Source organism: Bifidobacteriaceae bacterium (genome assembly GCA_031281585.1).
Taxonomy (GTDB): domain Bacteria; phylum Actinomycetota; class Actinomycetes; order Actinomycetales; family WQXJ01; genus JAIRTF01.
Genome location: JAITFE010000142.1, coordinates 1 through 22406 on the forward strand (window position 1 = coordinate 1; position 22406 = coordinate 22406).

General features: G+C 68.7%; 16 protein-coding genes, 1 tRNA gene and 2 pseudogenes. 13 read left to right on the top strand and 6 right to left on the bottom strand.

What is annotated here, in order from left to right:
• Positions 1-1619, bottom strand: a 1619-nt coding sequence (locus LBC97_14915; GenBank protein MDR2567323.1) for a hypothetical protein, incomplete at its 3' end; no start/stop codon positions are given.
• A 109-nt stretch (positions 1620-1728) separates the two neighbouring features.
• Positions 1729-2406 (bottom strand): ABC transporter ATP-binding protein, encoded by a 678-nt coding sequence (locus LBC97_14920; protein MDR2567324.1) that lies wholly within the window; start codon positions 2404-2406, stop codon positions 1729-1731.
• A 102-nt stretch (positions 2407-2508) separates the two neighbouring features.
• Here LBC97_14920 and LBC97_14925 point away from each other — a divergent pair, with 102 nt between their 5' ends.
• On the top strand, positions 2509-4302 hold the full coding sequence (locus LBC97_14925; protein ID MDR2567325.1) for a proline--tRNA ligase: 1794 nt from the start codon (positions 2509-2511) through the stop codon (positions 4300-4302).
• Positions 4303-4392: 90 nt separating this feature from the next.
• Here LBC97_14925 and LBC97_14930 read toward each other — a convergent pair whose 3' ends face one another.
• The gene (locus tag LBC97_14930; GenBank protein MDR2567326.1) at positions 4393-5283 is read right to left on the bottom strand and encodes a hypothetical protein; all 891 of its coding nucleotides are present in this window, start codon (positions 5281-5283) and stop codon (positions 4393-4395) included.
• A 216-nt stretch (positions 5284-5499) separates the two neighbouring features.
• Between LBC97_14930 and nusA the strand changes: the two genes are divergently transcribed.
• The 6 genes from nusA (at position 5500) to truA (ending at position 12303) form a co-directional block, all read left to right on the top strand.
• Complete coding sequence (gene nusA, locus LBC97_14935; GenBank protein MDR2567327.1) at positions 5500-6516, top strand: transcription termination factor NusA; 1017 nt, start codon at positions 5500-5502, stop codon at positions 6514-6516.
• Between the two features lie 73 nt (positions 6517-6589).
• Positions 6590-6895 carry a YlxR family protein gene (locus LBC97_14940; protein MDR2567328.1) on the top strand — a complete coding sequence of 102 codons (306 nt, stop codon included), beginning with the start codon at positions 6590-6592 and terminating at the stop codon, positions 6893-6895.
• A gap of 57 nt (positions 6896-6952) precedes the next feature.
• Positions 6953-9886 (top strand): translation initiation factor IF-2, encoded by a 2934-nt coding sequence (gene infB, locus LBC97_14945; GenBank protein ID MDR2567329.1) that lies wholly within the window; start codon positions 6953-6955, stop codon positions 9884-9886.
• Entirely contained in the window at positions 9886-10416 is a 531-nt protein-coding gene (rbfA, locus tag LBC97_14950) for a 30S ribosome-binding factor RbfA (protein MDR2567330.1), read from the top strand. Before infB ends, rbfA begins: the two co-directional genes overlap by 1 nt.
• The gene (gene truB / locus LBC97_14955; GenBank protein ID MDR2567331.1) at positions 10382-11464 is read left to right on the top strand and encodes a tRNA pseudouridine(55) synthase TruB; all 1083 of its coding nucleotides are present in this window, start codon (positions 10382-10384) and stop codon (positions 11462-11464) included. The genes rbfA and truB overlap by 35 nt, the downstream gene beginning before the upstream one ends.
• Positions 11461-12303 (top strand): tRNA pseudouridine(38-40) synthase TruA, encoded by an 843-nt coding sequence (gene truA / locus LBC97_14960; protein MDR2567332.1) that lies wholly within the window; start codon positions 11461-11463, stop codon positions 12301-12303. The genes truB and truA overlap by 4 nt, the downstream gene beginning before the upstream one ends.
• 218 nt (positions 12304-12521) lie before the next feature.
• On the opposite strand, the gene LBC97_14965 is transcribed toward truA, so the two are convergent.
• Positions 12522-13361, bottom strand: coding sequence for a transposase (locus LBC97_14965; GenBank protein ID MDR2567333.1), 840 nt, complete (start codon positions 13359-13361; stop codon positions 12522-12524).
• Positions 13362-13625: 264 nt separating this feature from the next.
• A complete protein-coding gene (locus LBC97_14970) occupies positions 13626-15002 on the bottom strand; it encodes a zinc-dependent metalloprotease (protein ID MDR2567334.1) in 1377 nt (458 codons plus the stop codon).
• Between the two features lie 849 nt (positions 15003-15851).
• Here LBC97_14970 and LBC97_14975 point away from each other — a divergent pair.
• The 3 genes and pseudogenes from LBC97_14975 (at position 15852) to LBC97_14985 (ending at position 19750) form a co-directional block, all read left to right on the top strand.
• Positions 15852-16055 (top strand): annotated as a pseudogene (locus tag LBC97_14975) (PDZ domain-containing protein).
• Positions 16056-16115: 60 nt separating this feature from the next.
• A pseudogene (locus LBC97_14980) lies at positions 16116-16478 on the top strand (Lon protease).
• 206 nt (positions 16479-16684) lie between these two features.
• Positions 16685-19750 carry a UPF0182 family protein gene (locus LBC97_14985; protein MDR2567335.1) on the top strand — a complete coding sequence of 1022 codons (3066 nt, stop codon included), beginning with the start codon at positions 16685-16687 and terminating at the stop codon, positions 19748-19750.
• 33 nt (positions 19751-19783) lie between these two features.
• Here LBC97_14985 and LBC97_14990 read toward each other — a convergent pair whose 3' ends face one another.
• Complete coding sequence (locus tag LBC97_14990; GenBank protein ID MDR2567336.1) at positions 19784-20605, bottom strand: hypothetical protein; 822 nt, start codon at positions 20603-20605, stop codon at positions 19784-19786.
• A 191-nt stretch (positions 20606-20796) separates the two neighbouring features.
• On the opposite strand from LBC97_14990, the gene LBC97_14995 reads away from it, so the two are divergent.
• The 3 genes from LBC97_14995 (at position 20797) to LBC97_15005 (ending at position 21959) form a co-directional block, all read left to right on the top strand.
• Positions 20797-20870: transfer RNA gene (locus LBC97_14995), tRNA-Met, on the top strand.
• Between the two features lie 541 nt (positions 20871-21411).
• Positions 21412-21639, top strand: coding sequence for an addiction module protein (locus tag LBC97_15000; protein ID MDR2567337.1), 228 nt, complete (start codon positions 21412-21414; stop codon positions 21637-21639).
• Positions 21636-21959, top strand: a complete 324-nt coding sequence (locus LBC97_15005) for a type II toxin-antitoxin system RelE/ParE family toxin (protein ID MDR2567338.1) — start codon at positions 21636-21638, stop codon at positions 21957-21959. Before LBC97_15000 ends, LBC97_15005 begins: the two co-directional genes overlap by 4 nt.
• The last annotated feature ends 447 nt before the right edge of the window (positions 21960-22406 follow it).

The following is a 22406-nucleotide window of genomic DNA, read 5'->3' on the forward strand; positions in this document are numbered from 1 at the left end:
CGCTCAAACGACCAAGACAACCAAGGCGGCCGCCGATACAACCAAATCTGGGATAGGTCCGCACCCCAGACAACCCAGGTCCCACACGCCCACCAACAAAACTGACGCGCACCCAGCACGAACTCGTAAGACACGCCATCGGCTACGCTGGGTGGGCTTTGCTGGAGGGGCTTGGCAGTGCCATCCTGTGCGGAGACGGTGGCGCTTTGCAGCGATGAAGACGACAAGCCCAGTTCAATCGCCGAGCGCAGGTCCGCCGGATCGCTGAACTGCCCGGCAGACAGGGCAATCCGTTGGTATTCGCCGTACCTGTCATCTCCCTCCGCCAGCATTCGGGTCGCCGCAGAGACGTATCCGCTGGCCACGCCCAACATGATCATCCCTGTCACAACGCCGGCAGCCAGACGGCTCGCGGTGCGGGCATGGTGGCCGGCTCTGGCTCCGGCGAGACGCCAAACCAACGGGCCGCGGCCAACAGCCGACGCGACCCAGCGAATCAGCCACGGGCTGGCCCAAATCAGCGCCGCAACTGCTGCGACGGTACTGATCATCAGGGTCACCAGTACCGGCGTGGGCATGGGGCCATGCAGCGTCTCCTCGCCACGGCTACCGATCAAGATGCCGAGCACGACTGCACACACGACCCCCAACGGCCCCATGCGCCACGGCGACACCCTCCTGTCGGGCTGACGCGATCGCACGGCAAGCGGGTCTTCGTCGGCCTGGCGGCTGGCGAACAACGTCACGACCGCCACGGCGACGACTGCCGCGAGGACTCCCGCTTGCCAGTTCCATGGCCTTTCCCGCCACCAAAAATCGACCCCGAACAGGGTAATTGACGGTGTCCAGGCCAGAATGACGGGATAGGCCAAGGTTCCAACGGCGGCGCCGAGCACGGCCAAAATGGCGCTGGTGACGCGGGCGATGCGGCGCAGCGCCTGCTGCCGGCAACCGAGCAGCGCCAGAACCGCCAAGCGTCTGCGCCGGGTGGGAGCGGCCGCAGTCGCCGAGACCGCTGCCAGTCCGCACGCGCCGATCAGGACCACCAGCAGCGTCACCACTGTAGCGAGGCGCAAAGCGTGAGCCGGGATCTCATCAGGTAGCTGGCCCCAACCGGTTCCCGTCTGACCAAACCCCTTGATGAGCGTGGCGAAACCCAACTCGGCCGCCTCGTCTTGTCCGACACCCACGTAGGCCACCAATTCGTTCGGGTCCCTCAGGCCGGACGGCGAGACTTGGCCCGCCTGCCGTCCCGGGGTCAGCGCCGCCAGGTACGAATTGACCTCCCGTTGGGCGGCGGCCGCTGGCGACAGCCAAAGCTCGCCCCGCTCCGGCCACCGCGCACCCGGCGGCTCGGGATAACCGTGCGGATTGGGGCCCATGCGGTATAGCTCGAGCGCTTGGTCGCCGATGACCACCTCTTCGAAAGCCACCAACGCGCAGTCTTCCAGGGTGCCGTCCGGCACGCTCACGATCGCTCGCTCAGCGGCCACCTCGGACCGGTGGGCCAACTGGCGGTGGGCTTCCCAAACAACCTGCAAAGACAAGGTGATCAGGGCAGCGACGGCAACGCACAGCGAGGCCGCCAGGCATTCGGGGCGCGAAGCGGGCCGCCACATCCGGAGACCCAGGCGCCATTCCAATGGCACGCCCCGCCTCACCGCCCCGCCCGCAGTGCGGTGGTCTTAGAAACCCGTGCGTGGGCCGGGCGGGCGAGCCACGACCGGTTCACGGCCGAATCCTCCCGTCGATCATCCCAATGACCTGGTGGCAAGACTCTGCCACTGCCCGGTCATGGGTCACCAGCAGCACGGTGGCGCCACGTTGGTCTGCCAACTCGCCGATTAACCTGGTTGCCGCCCGCGCGTTGGCCTGATCCAACGAGCCAGTCGGCTCGTCGGCCAGGATCAGTGCCGGTCTGTGGCAAAACGCCCGCGCCAACGCGCACCGCTGGGCTTGCCCGCCGCTCACCGCGCCGGGTTTGCGGTGAGCCAGTCCGCTGAGGCCGACTTGCTCAAGAAGATCGTCGGCCCGCGTGAGGGCAACACCGCGTTTCAATCCGGCAAGTTCGCCGCCCAGCGCCACGTTGTCGCGGAGCGACAACTCTGCGATCAACTCGCCGAACTGGAACACAAACCCGACATTCTGCCGGCGGTGCCGCGATCTTTCGTCCGGCGACAGTTCCGACACCGGCAGACCGCAACTCGCGACCGTTCCCCGGCTGGGCTTTAGCAGGCCTGCTGCGAGATAGAGGAGGGTCGTCTTGCCGCAACCGCTCGGGCCGATCAGCGCCACCCGGTCGCCCTGGGCAAGCCGCAAGGAAACACCGGAGAGCGCGTGGTCGGCATCGTCCCCATAGGAGTACCAGGCGTCTTCGATGCGCAGACACTCCGCGACGGCTGCCATGTCCACCTACCGTAGCGGGCATTCCGATCGCGGCGCGGCGGTCCCGGTCGTGGGGAGACGGCCAGGGCGCCTGCGGTGGGTAAGGTTTAGGGCGTGCTGCGCATGTCGAATCTATTTGTCAAGACTCTCCGGGAAGACCCCGCCGACGCGGAGGTCGCCTCCCACAAGCTCCTGGTGCGGGCGGGGTACATCCGTCGGCAGGCGCCGGGAATCTACGCCTGGCTGCCGCTGGGATTGCGGGTCCTCGGCAAGGTTGAGGCGATTGTGCGCCAAGAGATGAACCGAATCGGCGGTCAAGAGGTCCGCTTCCCGGCGCTGCTGCCGGCGGAGCCTTACCAGGCGTCCGGACGCTGGGAGGACTACGGGCCAAACATGTTCCGGTTGCGGGACCGCAAGGAAGCGGACATGCTGCTCGCCCCCACCCACGAGGAGGCCTTCACGCTCTTGGTGAGGGACATGTGCTCCAGCTACAAAGAACTGCCGCTGACCCTCTATCAAATCCAAACCAAGTACCGGGACGAGGCCAGGCCGCGCGCGGGGTTGCTGCGCGGGCGCGAGTTCATCATGAAGGACGCCTATTCGTTCGACGTAGACGACATGGGTCTGGAACGCTCCTACGACGCCCAACGCGGGGCCTACCAGCGCATCTTCGACCGGTTGGGGCTGGACACGGTGATCGTGTCGGCGATGTCCGGGGCGATGGGCGGGTCGCGCTCGGAGGAGTTCCTGCATCCCACGCCCGTCGGCGAGGACACCTACGTGCGCTCGGCGGGCGGCTACGCCGCCAACGTCGAGGCGGTCACCGCCGTGGCGCCGCCAGCCCGGCCGATTGACGGCTTGCCGCCCGCCCACGTCGAACCCACGCCCGGCACCACCACCATTGAGACGTTGGTTGACGCGGCCAACCGCGACCAGCCCCGCGCGGACGGCCGGCCGTGGACCGCCGCGGACACCCTCAAGAACGTGGTCGTGGCGCTGAAGCAGCCCGGCGGCGCCAGGGGGCTGATCGTGGTGGGCGTGCCCGGAGACCGCGAGGTGGACATGGCGCGCCTGGACGCGGCCGTCTACCCCGCCGAAGTCGAAGCGGCCACCGAGGAGGATTTCACCCGCCATCCGGAGTTGGTGCGCGGGTACATAGGGCCGCAGGTGCTCGGGGCGAACGCGGCCGACCCGGAGACCGCGGTGCCATATCACCTGGACCCGCGTGTCGTTCCCGGCAGCGTTTGGATCACCGGCGCCAACGCCGCCGACCAGCACGTCTTTGGTCTGGTCGCCGGACGCGACTTCTTGGCGGCCGGGCAGGACGGCCAAGGCGTGCTGGACGTGGCGTCGGTGCGGGCGGGCGACCCGGCGCCGGATGGTTCCGGGCCGCTCGAACTGGCCCGGGGCATTGAACTGGGACACATCTTCCAACTGGGGCGCAAGTACGCCGCCGCCTTGGACCTGAAGGTGCTGGACCAAAACGGCAAGCTGGTCACGGTGACCATGGGCTCCTACGGAATTGGGGTGACCCGCGCGCTCGCGGCATTGGCCGAGAAGTACCACGACGACCGCGGGCTGATCTGGCCGGTCCACGTCGCTCCGGCGCAAGTCCACGTGGTGGCGACCGGCAAGGACCCCGGGATTTTCGCGGCGGCGGCCGACTTGGCCGCGGACCTTGAAGAGGCCGGACTGGAAGTGCTGTATGACGACCGCCCCAAGGAGTCCGCCGGCGTCAAGTTCGCCGACGCCGAGTTGCTGGGCGTCCCCTACATCCTGGTGGTGGGGCGCGGTCTTGCCGGAGGCCTGGTCGAGTTGCGCGACCGCCAGGCGGGAACCAGGGCGGAAATTCCCCTGGACGGGGCAGTCGCGCAGGTCGCGGCGACTGTCGACGCTGCTCTCGCGGCCGCACAATGAGGCCCAGCGCGGGCGAAATCACGACCCTGACCCAATGCTGGGTCGAGAAGCGCTTGCGGGGCGCCCGGCCGTTGGCACACCGCTAACTGTTTAGGCGAGGAAAGGCAGGGCGGGCAGTTCGGCGCCCCACGTGGCGGCCTCCACGAGTTGCCAGGTCAACAGCGGATCGGCGGCGCCATCAGGGAGGGCCGCATAGTGGCTGGCCAAGGCCAACTCGACGGCCGCCCAGCGCTCCCGGATCGCGTCCGGGCCGGCTGGCGGGGCGCCCAACTGATAGGCCGGCTGCCGGGGATCGGGGCCGCCGCCCAGGTCTGCGAGGGTTTGGCCGCGTGAGCTGTGCAGGGCGGCGGCGGCCTCGAGGCGAGCGGCCAATTCCGGATCGGGAGATTGGGCGGCAAGGTACTCGCCGACAAAGCCCGCTTGGTCCTCGGCCAAGGCCAAGTCGCTCAAGTCCTCCGGGTCCAGTGTGGCCAGATCCTCGGCCGCTGGCGGCTGGCCGCCGGCCAGCGCGTCGAAAAGAATGGCTTCATCAGCGCCAGAAGCGCGGGCCACGGCCCGCGCCACCGCGTCCTCGCCGCTCAAACGGACCGACAAGGCCCGCACCCGGCCCAGATCGCGGTCCAAGAGGCCGGGCTCGCAGCCGGCGCCAACCGCCGTGTCAGAAGCGGCGGGGGCGAAAGACGCCCCCGCAGACGTTTCGCCGCCGGACCCTGAAGCCCCGCTTGGCGGCACGCCGCCGAGCGCGTCGAGCCACTCCGGCGCGTGCCGGGTCAACAATTCCAAGCCCGCGGCCGTGAGGTTGGGGGGCGGCGACACGGCGCACGCCGCCGCCGCCGGACCCAAGTCCGCCAGGGCAGCAACCAGGTTTTCGCGGTCCGTGGCGGCCGGCGGGGCCACCGGCGGAGGGACGGCCGCGCAGGCGGCGGACGTCAGAACCAGGCACGTCACAACGATCGCGGAGGGTGAACGGGTTTTCAGCATCGCATTGATACTGCCACTTAGTAGACTCTTAGCCCAACAGCGGTCACCAGCCCCGCCAGCCGGCCCCGAAGCGCGCGCAGGCGCGTTCCCTTTCACTTCGACGGCGCGGCGACGGGCGGTCGCCGCCACAACTGAATCAAGACAACCGAATCAAAACAAGTGAACAGCAACAAGTGAACAGGCCCTGAGCCAGGGCCAGCGCGGGGAGGCGGGTCGATGGACATCAACATGACCGAACTCAGGTCATTGGAGACCGAGCGGGACATTCCGCTCCGGGTTCTGATACCGGCGATTGAACAGGCCATGCAACTGGCCTATGAGAAGACGCCGGGCGCGCAAGAGCACTCGCGGGTCGAACTGGACCGGCAAAGCGGGCACGTCACGGTCTGGGCGCAAGAGCGCGACGAGGACGGCGCGCTCGTCCGCGAGTGGGATGACACGCCGCGCGACTTTGGGCGCATCGCGGCGGCGACCGCCCGCCAGGTCATCCTGGGAAGGCTGCGGGACGCCGAGGACACCGTCTTGGTGGGCACTTTCCAAGCACGGGAAAATGACGTGGTAACCGGCAGCGTGGTGCAGTCGCGCGACGGGCGCGCGATCCATGTGGACCTTGGCGGGGTGGAAGGCGTCCTGCCGGGCCATGAACAGATCCCCGGGGAGGTGCTGAACCACGGCGACCGGATCAAGGTCTTGGTCCAGGAGGTCGCCCGCGGCCCGAAGGGGCCGTCGATCACCTTGTCGCGGTCGCATCCGATGCTTGTCAAGCGCTTGTTCGCGCTGGAGGTGCCGGAAGTGGCGGACGGCAGGGTTGAAATCGCTTCGATTGCTCGCGAGGCGGGCCACCGCACCAAGATCGCGGTCAAAGCCAAGGAGACGGGGCTGAACGCCAAGGGCGCCTGCATAGGGCCGATGGGCGGCCGCGTGCGGGCGGTGATGGGAGAGCTTGGACCGGAGAAAATCGACATAGTCGACTATTCCGACGACCCGGCGGCTTTTGTCGCGGCGGCGCTCTCGCCAGCGCGCGTCACATCGGTCGAGATCGTTGACGACAAGAACCGCACCGCGCGCGCCATTGTCCCGGACTTCCAGTTGTCGCTGGCGATTGGCCGGGAGGGGCAGAACGCCCGCCTGGCGGCCAAGCTGACCGGCTGGCGGATCGACATCCGCTCCGACGCCGCGCGCGAACAGCCGGCCGGCCAGGACCAGCCCGCACCACCGCCCGCAGTCCGCTAGACTGTCCCAGGCCGGGTCGCGGTCTTAGGCTCGCACGCGCGCGTTGGAGGGAAAAGCAATGGCTTCAGGCCCAATGCGTACTTGCGTGGGGTGCCGCGAACGTGACCTTGGCTCCAACCTGATCCGATTGGTCCTCGACGCCAGCGTCTCCCCGGCGTTGCTAGTCGTGGACCTGCGAAACGGATCGCCGGGACGCGGCGCTTGGCTGCACCCCCGGCGCCAGTGCGTTGACCGGGCGATCAGTCGCAAGGTTTGGGTGCGGGCGTTTCGCCACCAAGGTGGCGTGGACGTTGGCGCTTTGCACGGGTTGGACAGACCCGATCAAATCAACCCAACGGGTGGAGAGACCGATGGACACACAATGAGTGCCCTGAAATGAGTACCCAGGACTAGCTGGCGCGTTCCTGCCTTGGAACGGGCCAAGGACAGGAGCAAAGTGCAAAAGCAGCGCGTGTCAGCGCTCGCCAAAGAGCTTGGAGTGACGAGTAAAGAAGTACTCGAAAAGCTGAAGGAAATCGGCGAGTATGTGCGCTCGGCCTCCTCGACGATCGAGGCGCCGGTGGTGCGCAAGGTGATGGAGGCTTTCCCTCCCCCCGCCCCGCCGGAAGACAAGGCCGGACCCCCAGCCCGTCCCGCAGGGCCGCCGGAACCCGCTCAGGCGCAGGCCCCGGCCCAGCCGTCGGCCGATGCCGTGCCACCCGCCCCAGCCGTGCCGCCGGCCGCCGCTCAGCCCGCGCCGGGCGCCGAGCCGAGCGCGCCAGCGCCGGTGCCGGCAGCCAAGGCCGCGCCGCCGGAAGGGCCTGAGCCGGTCCAGCAGCCGACCGCGGCGGCAGTCGAGTTTCAGTCCCCGGCCCAGCCCGCAGCGGCTCCGCCGCCCACCGCGAGCGCCCCGAAACCCGCGGGAGGTGCTGGCGAGGGTGACAAGACAGCATCGGGCGCGACTTCCGCCGTCCCGACCGCGCCGGCTGCTCCAAGCGAGCCGACGCCTGCGCCGGCCGCGGCGAGCGACACCCCGCCGGCGCCCCGTCCCGGCGGGCAGCGTCCGGGCGGCCCCAGGCCGGGCAACAACCCGTACAGCTCGGCGCAGGGCATGAGGGCGCCCAGGCCGGGAGTGCCCAGGCCGGGCAACAACCCGTTCGCCTCGTCGCAAGGCATGCCCAGGCCGGGCGGCCCGCGACCCGGCGGGCCCCGCCCGAGTCCGAGGATGATGCCGGGACGCACATCGCTGGGCCAGGGCGCTGGGACCACCGGCGCGCCGGGCGGTCCGAAAGGCGGATCGACCGCGCCCGGCCGAGGCCGTGGCGCGGGAGCCGGCGCCGGGCGTGGCGGTGGCGCCGGTGGCGCTGGCGCTGGCGCTGGCGCTGGTGGAGCCGGGGGCGGCACCGGTTTTGGCGGTCCGGGCGGCCGGGGGCGGGGCGCCGGCGGGCGCGGCCAAACCCAAGGCGCTTTTGGGCGCAGCGGAGGACGGCCGGCCAAGGGCCGCAAGTCCAAACGGGCGAAACGCCAAGAGTTCGAGCAGGCTGACGCGCCGATCCTGGGCGGCATCAGGCTGCCGCGCGGCGACGGATCGACGCTCATCCGGCTGCGCCGCGGCGCGTCGCTGACGGATCTGGGCGACAAGATCGGAGCCAATCCGGCGGCGCTGGTGACGGTGCTGTTCAACTTGGGCGAGTTGGCCACGGCGACGCAATCCTTGGACGAGGACACCATTGGGACGCTCGGGGCGGAACTCGGGTACCTCATTGAGATCGTGTCGCCGGAAGACGAGGACCGCGAACTCCTCGACTCGTTCGACATTGACCTGCAAGGCGAACTCGACGCCGAGACGGAGTCCGAACTGACCGAACGGCCGCCGGTGGTGACTGTGATGGGCCACGTGGACCACGGCAAAACCAAGCTGCTCGACGCGATCCGGCACACGCGCGTGGTGGAGGGCGAGTCGGGCGGCATCACCCAGCACATCGGCGCCTATCAGGTCATGACGGAGCACGATGGCGGCGAACGGGCCATCACCTTCATCGACACGCCCGGCCACGAGGCGTTCACGGCCATGCGGGCGCGCGGCGCCCAGGTGACGGACATCGCCATCTTGGTGGTCGCCGCCGATGACGGGGTCATGCCTCAGACGATCGAGGCGCTCAACCACGCCCAGGCGGCCAACGTGCCGATTGTGGTGGCGGTCAACAAGATCGACGTCGAAGGGGCGAACCCGGACAAGATCAGGGCTCAGCTGACCGAATACAACCTGGTGGCCGAGGAATACGGCGGCACCACCATGTTCGTGGACGTGTCCGCCAAACAGCGGATCGGGATCGAGGACCTGCTGGAGGCGGTCTTGCTGACCGCCGACGTGGGCCTTGACCTGCGCGCCAAGTCCGACAAGGCGGCTCGGGGGGTGGCGATCGAGGCGAACCTGGACCGGGGCCGCGGCGCGGTCGTCACCGCGCTGGTGCAGTCCGGGACGCTCCAAGTGGGAGACGCGATTGTGGCGGGCACGGCCTACGGCCGGGTCCGGGCCATGTTTGACGAGCACGGCCAATCCGTGACGGAGGCGGGCCCGTCCCGACCCGTCCAGGTGATCGGCATGACGTCCGTCCCGGGCGCCGGCGACACTTTCCTGGTGGCGCCGGACGACCGGACGGCCCGGCAGATCGCGGAGAAACGGGCAGCCGCCGAACGGGCCGCCACCCTGGCCAAACGGCGCAAGCGGATCTCCCTGGAGGACTTCACCAAGGCGCTCGAACTGGGCAAGGTGGAGACCCTCAACCTGGTCATCAAGGGCGACGTGGCCGGTTCGGTCGAGGCGTTGGAAGACGCCCTGCTGCAGATCGACGTGGGCGAGACAGTCGAACTGCGGGTCATCCACCGGGGTGTTGGCGCCATCACCCAGAACGACGTCAACCTGGCGGGCGTGGACAACGCGATCATCATCGGTTTCAACGTCCGCTATGCGGAACGGGTCGAGGAACTGGCCGAACGCGAGGGCGTGGACGTACGCTTCTATTCGGTCATCTACCAGGCCATCGATGACGTGGAGGCGGCGCTCAAGGGCCTGCTCAAGCCGGACTTCGAGGAGGTCCGCCTGGGCACAGCCGAGATCAGGGAGGTGTTCCGGTCCTCCAAGTTCGGCAACATTGCGGGCTGCCTGGTACGTTCGGGCTTGATTCGGCGCGGGGCGAAGGCCCGCGTCCTGCGCCGGGGCGCGGTGGTCGGCGAGTCGCTGACCATCGAGTCACTGCGCCGGGTCAAGGACGACATGACCGAGGTCCGCGAGGGCTACGAATGCGGTATTGGGCTGGGCTCCTTCAACGACATCCAAGTCGACGACCTGATCGAAACCTACGAGGTCCGCGAGAAGGAACGCGTCTGATGGTCGAGTCGCCCAGGGTTCGCCGTGTGGCGGACCGCATCCGGGAGGTCGTGGCGGGGCTTTTGTCGAGGCGGATCAAAGATCCGCGCCTGGGCTTCGTCACGATCACCGACGTGCGGGTGACCGGCGACCTTCATCACGCGACCGTCTTCTACACCGTGCTGGGCGACTCGACGGCGCGGGAGGAGACGGCGCAGGCTCTGGCCTCCGCGCGCGGGCTGATCCGGTCCGAAGTGGGCAGGTCTCTGGGATTGCGGTTGACCCCCTCGATCGAGTTCCAGTTGGACGAGCTGCCGGAGGGCGCCCATCGAATTGAGGACGCCTTGCGCGAGGCGGCGGCCCGCGACGCGGCCGTGGCCGCCCTGGCCGCCGGCGCGGCCTACGCCGGGGAGCCGGACCCGTACAAGCACCCGGACGAGGACGACGACCTGGCTGCAGACGCCGGACAGGGCGGCGACGGGGGTGGCGTGGCCTGGGATTCGGCGGGGGCGACAGATGGCGCTGACGGCGCGACCCGACAAGGGCGGTAGCGGCCCTTCGGGCGCCGACCGTGCGGCCGCGACCGGGGAAGGCTCCGGCGGGTCCGGCTCCGAGCCGGTTGCCGGGTTGATCCTGCTTGACAAGCCGGCGGGGTGGACCTCCCACGATTGCGTGGCCCGCATCCGGCGGCTGGCGGGAACCAAGAAGGTTGGGCACGCGGGAACGCTCGACCCGGCCGCGACCGGCCTGCTGGTTGTGGGAGTTGGCCGCGCCACCCGCCTGCTGACCTACCTGGTCGGTTTGGACAAGGCCTACCAGGCCACGATCCGCTTGGGGGCGGCCACCACCACCGACGATGCCGAGGGTCAGGTCACATTCGGGGCCCCCGCCGCGAGCCTGCCGCTGGAGCAGGTCCTGGCCGCGATGGTGCCTTGGCGCGGCCGCGTGCGGCAGGTGCCGAGCGCGGTCAGCGCCGTGAAGGTGGACGGCCGGCGGTCCTACGCCAGGGTGCGGGCGGGCGAAAGCGTCGATCTTGCCGCGCGGGAGGTCGTCATCACTCGTTTCGAACTGCTTGAGGTGCGGGCTGAGGGCGACTTCCTCGACGCGGACGTGGTGGTCGAATGCTCCTCCGGCACCTATGTCCGCGCGCTGGCGCGCGATCTGGGCGCCAGCCTGGGGGTGGGCGGTCATCTGACGGAGTTGCGGCGCTTGCGGGTCGGCCCGTTCGAGGTTGAAGAAGCTCCCGCGCTGGAGGAACTCGCCGCCGATTTCGCGGTGCGCTCGCCGGCCTGGGCGGCGCGTCGGCTTTGGCCCGAATGGCGGCTGACGGCCGAAGAGGCGCGGCGTCTGGCCCAAGGCCAACGCCTCGCTTTGGCCAGTTCCCCGCCGAACGGGTTGCCGAAGCTTGCGGATTCCGGCGGCGGGGCGGACGGCATCGGGCGCGGGGAGCCGGGCGGACCGTCTGGCGAGGCGGAAGGCCGCGAACCGGCGGGCGGCGGGAGCGGGCCGCTGGTGGCGGGGATCGGGCCGGACGGGGGGCTGGTCGGGCTGGTGCGGATCGAGGGGGCGGTGGCGCGGCCGGTGGCGGTGTTCGCGTGAGCGAGCGGGTCAGGCTGAACCTGGCGTATGACGGCGCGGGGTTTCACGGGTGGGCGGCGCAGGCGGGCCAGCGGACGGTTCAGGGGGAGTTGGAGGCGGCGCTGGAGCGGCTGATTCGGCGGCCGGTCGGGGTGACCGTGGCGGGGCGGACCGACGCGGGGGTGCACGCGCGCGGCCAGGTGGCGCATGTGGACTTGGAGGAGGCGGACCTGGCCCGGTTGATGGGTCGGTCGGACGCCTCCGCGACAGTTGATCCCCTGGTCAGACGGCTGAACGCGATCATGGCTGAAGATATGCGGGTGCTCGGCGCGGAGTCGGTGGGGGACGGGTTCGACGCCCGCTTCTCGGCGTTGTGGCGGCGGTACCGTTACAGGATCGCGGACCGGGGGGAGTATCAGGATCCGTTGGAGCGCGGTTTGACTTGGTGGACTCGGCCGCTGGACGCGGCCGCGATGGCGGCGGCCGCCGCGCCGTTGCTTGGCGAGCACGATTTCGCGGCGTTTTGCGTGCCGCGCGAGGGGGCCTCAACGATCCGGACTCTGCTCGAACTGGATGTGCGCCGGGTCAACCAGGGCCGGATCGACGTGTGGGTCAAGGCGGACGCGTTCTGCCACCACATGGTCCGTTTCATGGTGGGGGCGCTGGCGGCGGTGGGCTCGGGCCGTCAGGCGGCGGCTTGGCCGGGCGAGGTGCTGGCGGGCGGGCGGCGCCCGCCCCAGGTCCAGTTGGCGCCGGCCCACGGCTTGACACTTGAACAGGTCGCCTACCCGGATGGCGACGCCGCCCAATCGGCGCAATCCCTCCAAGCCCGCACCAATCGGGGACGGTCCTTTCTTTGAACGATGGGGACACACGTGACGCGAAAGCGCCGGTCCCTGGTGACTGTAGGCCCGACATCGTCTGCCAAACAACTGTCCCCCTATTCGAGCCGGGGACGGTCCTTTCTTTGAACGATGGGGACACACCTGACGCGAAAGCGCCGGTCCCTGGCGGCTGCACGCCCGGCATCGTCCGCCAAATGACTGTCCCCCTATTCGAGCCGGGGGCGGACGAGCGTTCATTCACGCGCGGGGGCTTCGGCGACCGCCGTCTTGGCCCGCCAGTACACCTGAGTGTGAGACAGACCGGTCAGCCGCGCGAGTTGGGCGAGTGGGACGCGACGTGCGTGCAATTCCTGGATCACCCGGCGCTGCTCGTTGATTGGCAGCCGCTGAAAGTCCGCCACAGTGTTCGCGCCGGTTACGCGTTCGAAGACCTCGGCCAATTCTTTCGCCCAATCGCCCGCCCCCGGCGGCAATGGTGGCGGATCCTGTATCCGAATCGGCTCGGCGGCGCCTGGTTCGCCATCCAATTCGCTTAAGCTATTGACCGACAGCAGGTCAACGAGGTCTGATTCGTTGACCAAATCGTTCGGAACGCCGACCCAGTGCCGACTGCTCCACGGGTATGCCGCTGCGCTGGAGCAGAGGCCGGCGCGGACCGGGTTTTGCCAAATGTAGCGAAGAACTGTGACCAGATAAGGGTCGTCCTCGACGGGGTAGCTGCGAAAACGACCTTGGAAAAGATGCCCCACGCGCCCGTAGGTTTCGTTGAACCATCTCGCGTAGCGGACGGTCAGTCGTTTCATCACCAACGCAAGCGGTTCGTGGCCCTCCCGGAGCAGCAAGTGGACGTGGTTATCCATGAGGCAATAGGCGTAGATCCGGCATCCGGTCAGCCCTTTGACATGGGCCAATATGCCGAGAAAACGGCAGCGGTCGTCGTCGCGCTCGAAGATGACCTGCCGGTTGACCCCCCGGATCATGACATGGAAAATCCCTGTCGCCGATTGTTGGCGCGCTACGCGTGACATTTCCCCCCCATTCCTGAGCCGCGTTTCGCGGATCCCGTTGGCCACACCGTATGAGCTGGCGCGACCTGCGGTCCAGCCCTTTGCGTTGAGGGCTTAACCGCAGATGGTCCGCGTGGGCACCAACGCCGGGCGGCCGACGGTGCCGGGCAGCGGACGAGACCGCGCTGGTGTGTCCCCGTCGTTCGAAGAAAGGACCGTCCCCGTGTCGAATGGGGGGACAGTCATTTGGGGGCAACGCGGTGGTTGCGGCACCGGGGGGCCGCAGGGCAGGTGTGTCCCCGTCGTTCGAAGAAAGGACCGTCCCCGTGGTTAGGGGTCGGGGGAGTCTAGGAAGGCTGCTATTTCGGCGTCCATTTCCGCGTCCGCCTCCGCGCGGGCCTGGCGGAGGTCCCAGAACGCCTCCGGGTGGTCCAAGTCCTCATAGGTGGGCAGCAGGTCCGGGTGCGACCAGATCGCCTCGCGGTCGGCGGCACTGCCCCGGTCCGTGACCGACTGCCAAAGCTCAGAAGCCTGCCGCGCCCGGCGCGGGCGGAGCTCCAAGCCCACCAGGGTGGCCAGCATGTGTTCCGCCGGGCCGCCCTCGGCCCGCCGCCGGCGGGCCATTTCCCGCAGCGAACCCAGGTCCGGCAAGTTCTGGTGCAGGGCCTCGCGGGTGACCACGTCAACCCAGCCCTCGACCAACGCCAGCGCGGTCTCCAGCCGGCGCAGAGCCGAATGCTGGCGCTCGGTCAGCAACGGCGCCAGCAAGCCCGAGGAAATGGCCTGCCGCAGCGAATCCGGATCGCCCAAATCCACGTCCGCGACCATCGCCTCCAACCGGTTCAAGTCGATAGTGATCTCCGAGGCGTACGCCTCCACCGCCCCGTAAAGGTGGTCGACCAGCCAGGGCACCCGTTTGAACAGGCGCGCGTGCGCGGACTCACGGGTGGCCAAGAAGATCCGCACTTCGGCGCCCGGCAGTTGGAGGTCGCCCGCGAACGCGGTGGCGGCCGCCGGCAGCAGCGCCGTCGCGCCCGGCTCGACCAGGGGCAAGCCGGTGTCCGTGTAGCCGAACACCTCGCGCGACAACTGCCCCAGCGCCAAACCCAGCTGCAAGCCGAACAGCGAGCCGACCAGCGGCAAGACGCCGCGCGAGGCGTCACGGGTCAGCTCCGCCGCGCCCGGATGCTCCTGGGAGTGCTGCTCCATCAGCCAAGTCATCGCCTTGGTCAGGGACCGGGCCACCGGCGTGGTGAGCTGGCGCCAGCGCGGCAGCGTCGCCTCGATCCAGTCGGCGGCGGACAGCGCCGCGGCCGGAGACCCCGTGCCGCCGAACTCTGTGGCCTGGTCCAGCCACAGGTCCGCCACCTTGAACGCCTCGTCGACCAGTGCAGCCTGGTTGGCAGGCACCACCGGGTCGGCGCCTTTCGCCAGGGAGGCCTTGCGGGCGGCATCGTGCGCCAAATCCCAATTGATCGCCCCATCCGGCGAGCCCGACCGCAGAAACTGCGTCAACTGGCTGAACACCGCCCCCGCGTCCACGCCGCCCGGCCCGGCCCCCACCGCCTCGAACAGCGCCGCCGGATTGACGCCCGACTGACGGAAGGTCTCCAGCACCTCGTCGGCCTGCGGGCCGAACCAGGTGCGGATCAACTCGGTCAATTCTGGCGGCAGGTCGCGCCCCGCGGCGCCTGGCTGTTCGGTCATGGCTCCCCCTCAAGTGTTGCTCCAACGGTAGCAACCTGGGGCACAATGTCCTGCGTGACGATAGACCAACCGCCCGAACCGGGCGCCAACCGGCAGCCCGAACCGTCCGCCCCGCCGCGCGCAGATCGGCCGCCGATGCCGTTCGCCGACCAGCCCCAGCCCCCCGCCGGCCAGTTCCCGCCTCCCGCCGCCCGCCCGCCGATGCCGTTCGCGGGCCAGCCCCAGCCCCCCGCCAGCCAGTTCCAGCGCCCCGTCGGCCAGTTCCCGCCTCCCGCCGCCCGCCCGCCGATGCCGTTCGCCGGTCAGCCCCAGCCCCCCGCCAGCCAATTCCCGCCGCCCGCCGGCCAGCCCCCGGCGCCGCTCGCTGGGCCGCCTTCCGGTCCACCCGGCGAGCCGTTCCCCCAGCCGTCGCCGCCGCCGCCCCCGCCGCGCGTCAAGCGCCGGCTGGCGCCGCGCACCGTCAGCCTGGTGGCTGGCTTCGCCGCCGCCGTTGTCGCCGGCGCGGTGCTCTTCTCGCTCCCCGTTCCCTACATCTTGGAGACGCCCGGCCCCACCTTCGACACCTTGGGCAGCGTGGACGGCGAGGAGTTGATCCAGGTGGGCCAAGAGCCGAGCCACGAGGTGACCGGCCAACTGCGGTTGACCACGGTAGGGGCTTATGGCTCCGACCCGGGTTCGCTGGGACTCATCCGCCTGGTCAAGGGCTATTTCAGCGCCGATGACGCCGTGGTGCCGTACGACTTGATCTACCCGCGCGACTCGACCGCCGAAGAGCGCGAGTCGCAGTCGGCGGCGGAGATGACCTCCTCGCAGGACGCGGCCTCGGCCGCCGCGCTGGAGTACCTGGGCATGCGGGTCGGCGTTGAAATCGACCAGCCGCAGTCGGATTCGGCGAAGTCCGTGTTCAAGACCGGGGACGAGCTGTCCTCGATCAACGGCGACCCGGTGGACGGCTTCGCCTCGCTCAAGCGGCTCCTGGACGGGGTGGAGCCCGGCGCCGAGGTCGAAGTCGGCGTGAGCCGCGACGGCAAGCCCGTCACGGTCACCTTGGAGACCAGTCGAGCCAGCGACGGCCGGACGCTGCTCGGGGTGACCGTCACGTTCAAGCTGCCGGTCGAGATCGAATTCGGCGTGGAGGACATTGGCGGCCCCAGTGCCGGCTCCATGTTCGCGTTGGGCATAATCGACAAGCTCGGCCCGGTCGACTTGGCCGCCGGGCGCGTGATCGCGGGCACCGGCACGGTCGACGCGGACGGCTCGATCGGCGCGATCGGCGGCATCCGCCAAAAGATGATCGGGGCCAAACGCGACGGGGCGGAGGTCTTCCTGGCGCCCGCCGCGAACTGTTCCGAAGTGGTTGGCCATGAGCCGTCCGGTCTGGAGGTCGTCAAGGTTGCCTCGTTGGACGATGCCGTCGACGCCCTCGCCGCTCTCAGGTCCGGCGACGGGGCGGGGCTTCCCCGTTGCGAGAAGTGAGGCCGCGCCAACCTTTCCGATGGCGCCTTGAGGCGGGCGGACGGCATCGGCGGCTCCGGGCCGGGCGCTTCGACCGCGGCGAGGGGATGCCGGCGGGCAACCGGACGGCATCGGCGGCGGGTTTCGCCGTGGGCTGAGCCCAATGATTCGGACAGTTCAGCGGGGGACGTTACGCCGTCCCAGGCTCATGTGTTTGGATTGACTACGTGTTCTCTTTGAATCTGCCGCCACGTCCTCCTCGACCGCCAAGACCACCCCGCGAACCGGGCCGCCAAGGCAGGCCGCTGCTGCGCTCGCCGCTCGCGTGGACTGTCTTCATCCTGGTTGTTCTACTGATTGCGTTGGTCGCGGCGTCGAAGCTGTGGACCGAGGTACTGTGGTTCCGGCAGCTTGGATTCTTGAACGTCTTCACCACGCAATGGGTGGCGCAGATCGCGCTGTTCGTGATCGGCGCCCTGGTGATGGCGCTGGTGGTGTGGCTGTCGATGTGGATCGCCTACAAAGCGCGGCCCGTCTACCTGCCGGAGACGGATTCGGACCAGGTGGTGGGCCGCTACCGGTCGCAATTCGAGCCGGTGCGGCGTCCGGCCATGATTGTGGTGCCGGCGGTGATCGGCCTGTTCGCGGCGGGCAACGCCGCCGCGCAATGGGAGAACGTGCTGCTGGCGATGAACGCGCGCAAGTTTGGCGAGGTCGATCCGCAGTTCGGGCTCGACTGGTCGTTCTACGTCTTCCAACTCCCGGCGATTCGTTTCGGGGTTTCCTTCCTGATGGGCGCCATCGCGATCGGCCTGGTCGCCGCAGTCGTGATGAACTACCTGTACGGCGGCATCCGGATGGGCATGGGCGGCCCCAAAGGCGGTTTGACCAAAGCCGCCCGGCTCCAACTGGGCCTCACCGCCGCGGTGTTGTGCCTGGCGGTGGCGGTGCAGTACTTCCTGGACCGCTACTCGATGATGTACGCGTCCGGCGACCGCTGGGACGGCGCTTTGTACACGGCCGTCCACGCCAACATGCCGGCGAAGCTGATCATGGCCTGCATCGCGGTTTTCGTCGCGGCGATGTTCGTGGCGGCGGCCTGGAAGGGCGACTGGAAGCTGCCGGCCACCGGCCTGGGTTTGATGGTGCTGTCCGCCGCGGTGGTCGGCTGGGCCTACCCGTCGCTGATCCAGCATTTCTCCGTCGACCCGTCCATGAAGGACAAGGAAGCCCCCTACATTCAGCACAACATTGACGCGACGCGGGCGGCGTTCGACTTGGAAGACGTGGAGGTGACCTCCTACTCTGCCAAGACCGACGCCGAGCCGGGGGCGCTCAGGGAAGACGCCGACTCGACCGCGTCGATCCGGTTGCTGGACCCGACTGTGGTCAGCCCCACGTTCCGGCAAAAGGAGCAGAACAAGCAGTACTACGACTTCCCGTCCGTCCTGGCTGTCGACCGGTACGCGATCGGGAACGAGAAGCGGGACACCGTGATCGCGGTGCGCGACTTGAAACTGTCCGGCCTTGGCGACGGCAGCACCTGGGTCAACCAGCACACGGTGTTCACGCACGGCTACGGGGCTGTCGCCGCCTACGGCAACACCACGGACGAACAGGGCTGGCCGTCGTTCTACGAGTACGGCATCCCCTCTCAGGGCGACCTGGACATTGAGCAGCCCCGCGTCTACTTCGGCACCACCTCTCCGGACTACTCGATTGTGGGCGGGGCGCAAGGGGACCAGGCGATCGAACTGGACTACCCCTCCGACGCGGAGGAGTCCGGAGAGGTCAACAACACCTACGACGGCAAAGGCGGCCCGAATGTCGGCTCAACCCTCAACAAGTTGCTGTACGCGCTTCGTTTCGGGTCCACCAACATCCTCTTCTCCGACAGCGTCCGGCCGGAATCCCAGATTCTGTACGACCGCGACCCGTACGTGCGCGTCCAGAAGGTGGCGCCGTATTTGACCCTCGACGAGCGGGTCTACCCGGCGGTGGTGGACGGGCGGATCGTCTGGGTGGTGGACGGTTACACCACCGCGGATTCGGTGCCGTACGCGCAGCATCAGTCCCTTGACACCACCACCGTGGACACCATCACGGCCCGCCGCGATGTGGCGGGCATCAACGCGATCGCCTCGGAGCGGGTGAACTACCTGCGCAACTCCGTCAAAGCGGTTGTCGACGCGTACGACGGCTCCGTCCGCCTGTACGCCTGGGACGCCGAGGATCCCGTGCTGAGGGCGTGGGCGGCGGTCTACTCGAACAACTTGACGCCGGTTTCGGAGATCTCCGGCGACTTGATGAGCCACCTGCGCTACCCGGAGACCATGTTCAAGGTCCAGAGGGCCGTGCTGGCCAAATACCACGTCACGGACGCGCCGTCCTTCTTCTCGCAACAGGACTTCTGGAAGACGCCCGCCGACCCGACCAAGGACGGCGACTCCGTGGCCCAGCAGCCGCCCTACTACCTGACCATGAAGATGCCGACCCAGGAGGCGGCGACCTTCTCGCTCTCCTCCACCTACATCCTGGCCAGCTCCGGGCAAGGCGACGACCGGTCGGTGCTCAAGGGCTTCTTGGCGGTCAACTCGGAGACGGGGAACACCCCCGGGGAAGTCGACCCGGATTACGGCAAGATGCGGCTGCTGCGGTTGCCGCAGGGGACCTCTGTGGCCGGCCCCGGCCAGGTCCAGAACACCTTCGTCTCCGATTCGACCGTCAAGTCCGAGATCCGCCTGCTTCAGGACCAGGGCACCGAGGTGATCAAGGGCAACCTGCTCACCCTGCCCATGGGCGGTGGCCTCCTCTACGTCCAACCGCTGTATGTGCAGGCCTCCTCCGGCACGCAGTTCCCGTCCCTGCAGAAGGTCGTGGTCGGATTCGGCGAGGACGTGGGCGTGGCGGACACGCTCACCGCCGCCCTGGACGCGGTGTTCAAGGGCGACGCGGGCGCCGAGGCCGGGGACTCCGACATAGGCAGCAAAGAACTCGATCCGGGCATTACCGGGGAAGAGGGCGAAGGTGGCGGGGCCAGTCCCGCGCCCAGCGCGTCGGCTAGCCCGTCCACCCCGGCGCCGTCCGCTTCCGCGCCCACCCCAGGAGCTTCCACCCCGCCGTCTTCCGGCGGAGGCGACCTGGACCAGGCGCTGGGAGACCTGTTGGACGCGATCGACGCGGCCGATTCGGCCATGAAGGCCGGCGACTGGGAGGCTTACGCCAAGGCCCAGGCCGACCTGCAGGCCGCCCGCTCAGCCGTGGAGGCGGCGCGCAACCAGGCCGGCGGTTAGCCAGCCGGGGGTCGGGCTGCCCGCGGCCGGGTCTCAGGCGACCTGACGCATGGGCAGGTGCGCCATCGGCACGGCGCATTCGATCGCGATGGCGCAGGCCGTCACCGGGTCGATGAGCTGGCGTACCGTCTCCATGGAGCGCTGCAACGCGACCGCGAACAACGCCGGCCATTCCTCCGGCAGGGCGCAGCAAAGGCCGAGCAGCGGGAGGAAGCGCGGCCACGCCGCCTCGAGGAGCTTTATGGCGTCTTCGCCAAGGGTGTAACCCTCCGGAAGCCGGGGCCGCCCAAACGCGGGTGTGCCGATGCTGCGGACTACGTACGCGACGGTGTCGGCGGCATCGGGCAATGGCTGGTCAGTCTTGGCGCGGGCGGCGGCCGAAACCAAACCCCAAACGGAGTAGGGGTCTTCGAGTAGCAGGTGGTTCATCGGATCGGAGAACGGGTAGTGGACGCCCTGGGCGGTGCCCGCCAGGATGAAGACCGAGTCGACGGGGTAGCCCATGCCGATCACCAGCGACTCCCAGGTTGCGGCCTGGCAGGCGTAGCCCGCGAGGAGCGCGGGGACCCCCAGGAGCAGTTCGGCCCGAACCCCGCGCGGGTCGCCCTGAAGCGTCTGGAGCAACTGATCGTAAAACAACCCCGCGCCCACTTTGACGCCCGCCAGCGGGTCGGCCTGGCGTTGCTGGGCGAGCTGGTCGGCCAACGCCCGCTCGGCGGGGGGGAAACGCGGGTCGGACGGGGCTGGGGGAGTTGTGGGCAGCGCTGGCTGAACTTGGAAACCCGGCGGGAATCCAGCCGGGAGTTCCGCCGAGGAGGCGCTGTCGGGACCGTGGCCGGGCGAAAACTCGGTCATGATGTCCTTTCGCTAGTGCATGGGGACGTCATTAAGGCGACAGGAACAGGCTAGCCTGTTCGCTCGCGGCTTAGGGAGGTCCCCTGCGGCTTGCGGCGTAACGCCTGGTGGCGTCGTTTCCTGGCGCCGGCGCCGAACAATGTGCGCTTGCTTCGCCCGGTGTTTTCACCTAGACTAACCGGGCTGAACGACGCGGGGTGGAGCAGTTCGGTAGCTCGCCGGGCTCATAACCCGGAGGTCGCAGGTTCAAATCCTGCCCCCGCTACTATTTGCGCAGGTCAGAGGCCCGGAGAGATCCGGGCCTCTTGCGTTTCCGGTCGGCCGCGTGGTGCTGTTGCGGGCCGACGGCGTGTCGGCCGACCTGATCACGGACCTGGGGTGCGGCGTGGTCGCGGCGGTTGGGGACAAGCGTCCGACCTGGCAATACTGGGACCTGCACGCTGAAACGTCCCGGCGGACAATAGCTTGGCGGTGCCGTGGTCAATTGGCGCGAAGACCTGGGCTTCGGCGGTTGGATGGTCGAGAGGATCTGGCGGGGCCGTGCGATCAGCCTATGCGCTTGAGTATGAGCCGTGCTGGGCGCGGTCAGCGCCATTGAGAAGTAGTGGCTGGCATTCGCCGTTGTGGCTGTCGCGCCTGGAGTTGGGGATTTCGATGTGGCCGGTGACCTCAGGTTTGCTGGCAGCATGGACGGCGCCGCAACCTCGTGGCCCGCTGCGAATCGTAGGCCGTGCTGATGCTCACGGCTGCGGAGGTTGCGGCTCGGGGGCCGGTGTTGTGACGCGTGGTGCGGGTAGAATCGGGTGATGGTCAGCAGCAGTCTTCAGAAGGCGGTGGGCCAGTTAAGCCTGGCCGAGAAGGTCGAATTGCGCGACTTCATCGATCTCAGCATTGGCTGGTCGGACGACGCGCCGGCGCTCAGTGAGGAGCAGCGGGCGACGGTACGCAGGCGCGCCGCAGACTTGGATGTTGACCCTTCTATCGGGGTTCCGTGGGAAGACGCTAACGCGGAGCTGGCCGCCGAGTTCGGATGAGCGTCCCCGTCCGCATCCACCCCGAGGCTAAGCAGGAGCTGCGCCAGGCGCTCGAGTGGTACAAGGCCATCGACCCTTCGCTGGCTTCCCGGATGCGCAGACAGGTGGACCTGGCTGTTCGAGGGGTCCGGCGCTTCCCTCTCGCCGGAGCGCCCATCTTTGACAGCTACCGACACGTCGTGCCGCGCCACTTCCCGTACATGTTGGTCTACCGCGTGCTCTCAAGTGGTACTCGCACGACGGCGGCAGAGGTGTTGGCCGTGTTTCACCTTCGCCGAGACCCGGACTGGATGGAGCGTCAACTTGGAGCGAGGGCGTGAGCGAACCGGAGCCGGCCGGGGTGTCCATTGACTGTCCACTTTCAGTCGAAGCTGACCGAATCTGGCGGAACCCAGCGCAACCACGCCCGGACTGTTCCAGCAGGTCAAACGCACCTTGTGGCATCGGGCGAGGTCTCACGGAACGGCTGAACCGCTAAACCGGAGGTCGCAGGTTCAAATCCTGCCCCCGCGACTATTTGGCCTGGCCAGGCCGGTGTTCCTCTTGTCTGAAAGGACTGGGGGATGCTCGTCCCATCGCTATCCCATCGGATTGGTCGCCTGCGGGCGGGAGCGCGTCTGGTGTGTGCTGGCCGGTTCGGGCCGGCGCCGGTTGGCGACGGACGATGCCGTCTGGCTGGTGTCAGCCGCTTGGTTTGGGGGGTTTGGCGCACCTTTCGCCTATGGATGTTGGGAGTCAGGCCGGGGCGGCGTTGGCAGGGTTGGAGC

What these genes read in the sequence shown, in the direction of transcription:
- LBC97_14970 (MDR2567334.1), bottom strand. Translation starts at nt 15,002, where the DNA reads ATGACCGAACAGCCAGGCGCCGCGGGGCGCGACCTGCCGCCAGAATTG.
- rbfA (MDR2567330.1), top strand. Translation starts at nt 9,886, where the DNA reads ATGGTCGAGTCGCCCAGGGTTCGCCGTGTGGCGGACCGCATCCGGGAG.
- truB (MDR2567331.1), top strand. Translation starts at nt 10,382, where the DNA reads ATGGCGCTGACGGCGCGACCCGACAAGGGCGGTAGCGGCCCTTCGGGC.
- LBC97_14920 (MDR2567324.1), bottom strand. Translation starts at nt 2,406, where the DNA reads ATGGCAGCCGTCGCGGAGTGTCTGCGCATCGAAGACGCCTGGTACTCC.
- LBC97_15005 (MDR2567338.1), top strand. Translation starts at nt 21,636, where the DNA reads ATGAGCGTCCCCGTCCGCATCCACCCCGAGGCTAAGCAGGAGCTGCGC.
- LBC97_14940 (MDR2567328.1), top strand. Translation starts at nt 6,590, where the DNA reads ATGCGTACTTGCGTGGGGTGCCGCGAACGTGACCTTGGCTCCAACCTG.
- LBC97_15000 (MDR2567337.1), top strand. Translation starts at nt 21,412, where the DNA reads ATGGTCAGCAGCAGTCTTCAGAAGGCGGTGGGCCAGTTAAGCCTGGCC.
- LBC97_14990 (MDR2567336.1), bottom strand. Translation starts at nt 20,605, where the DNA reads ATGACCGAGTTTTCGCCCGGCCACGGTCCCGACAGCGCCTCCTCGGCG.
- nusA (MDR2567327.1), top strand. Translation starts at nt 5,500, where the DNA reads ATGGACATCAACATGACCGAACTCAGGTCATTGGAGACCGAGCGGGAC.
- LBC97_14930 (MDR2567326.1), bottom strand. Translation starts at nt 5,283, where the DNA reads ATGCTGAAAACCCGTTCACCCTCCGCGATCGTTGTGACGTGCCTGGTT.
- LBC97_14925 (MDR2567325.1), top strand. Translation starts at nt 2,509, where the DNA reads ATGTCGAATCTATTTGTCAAGACTCTCCGGGAAGACCCCGCCGACGCG.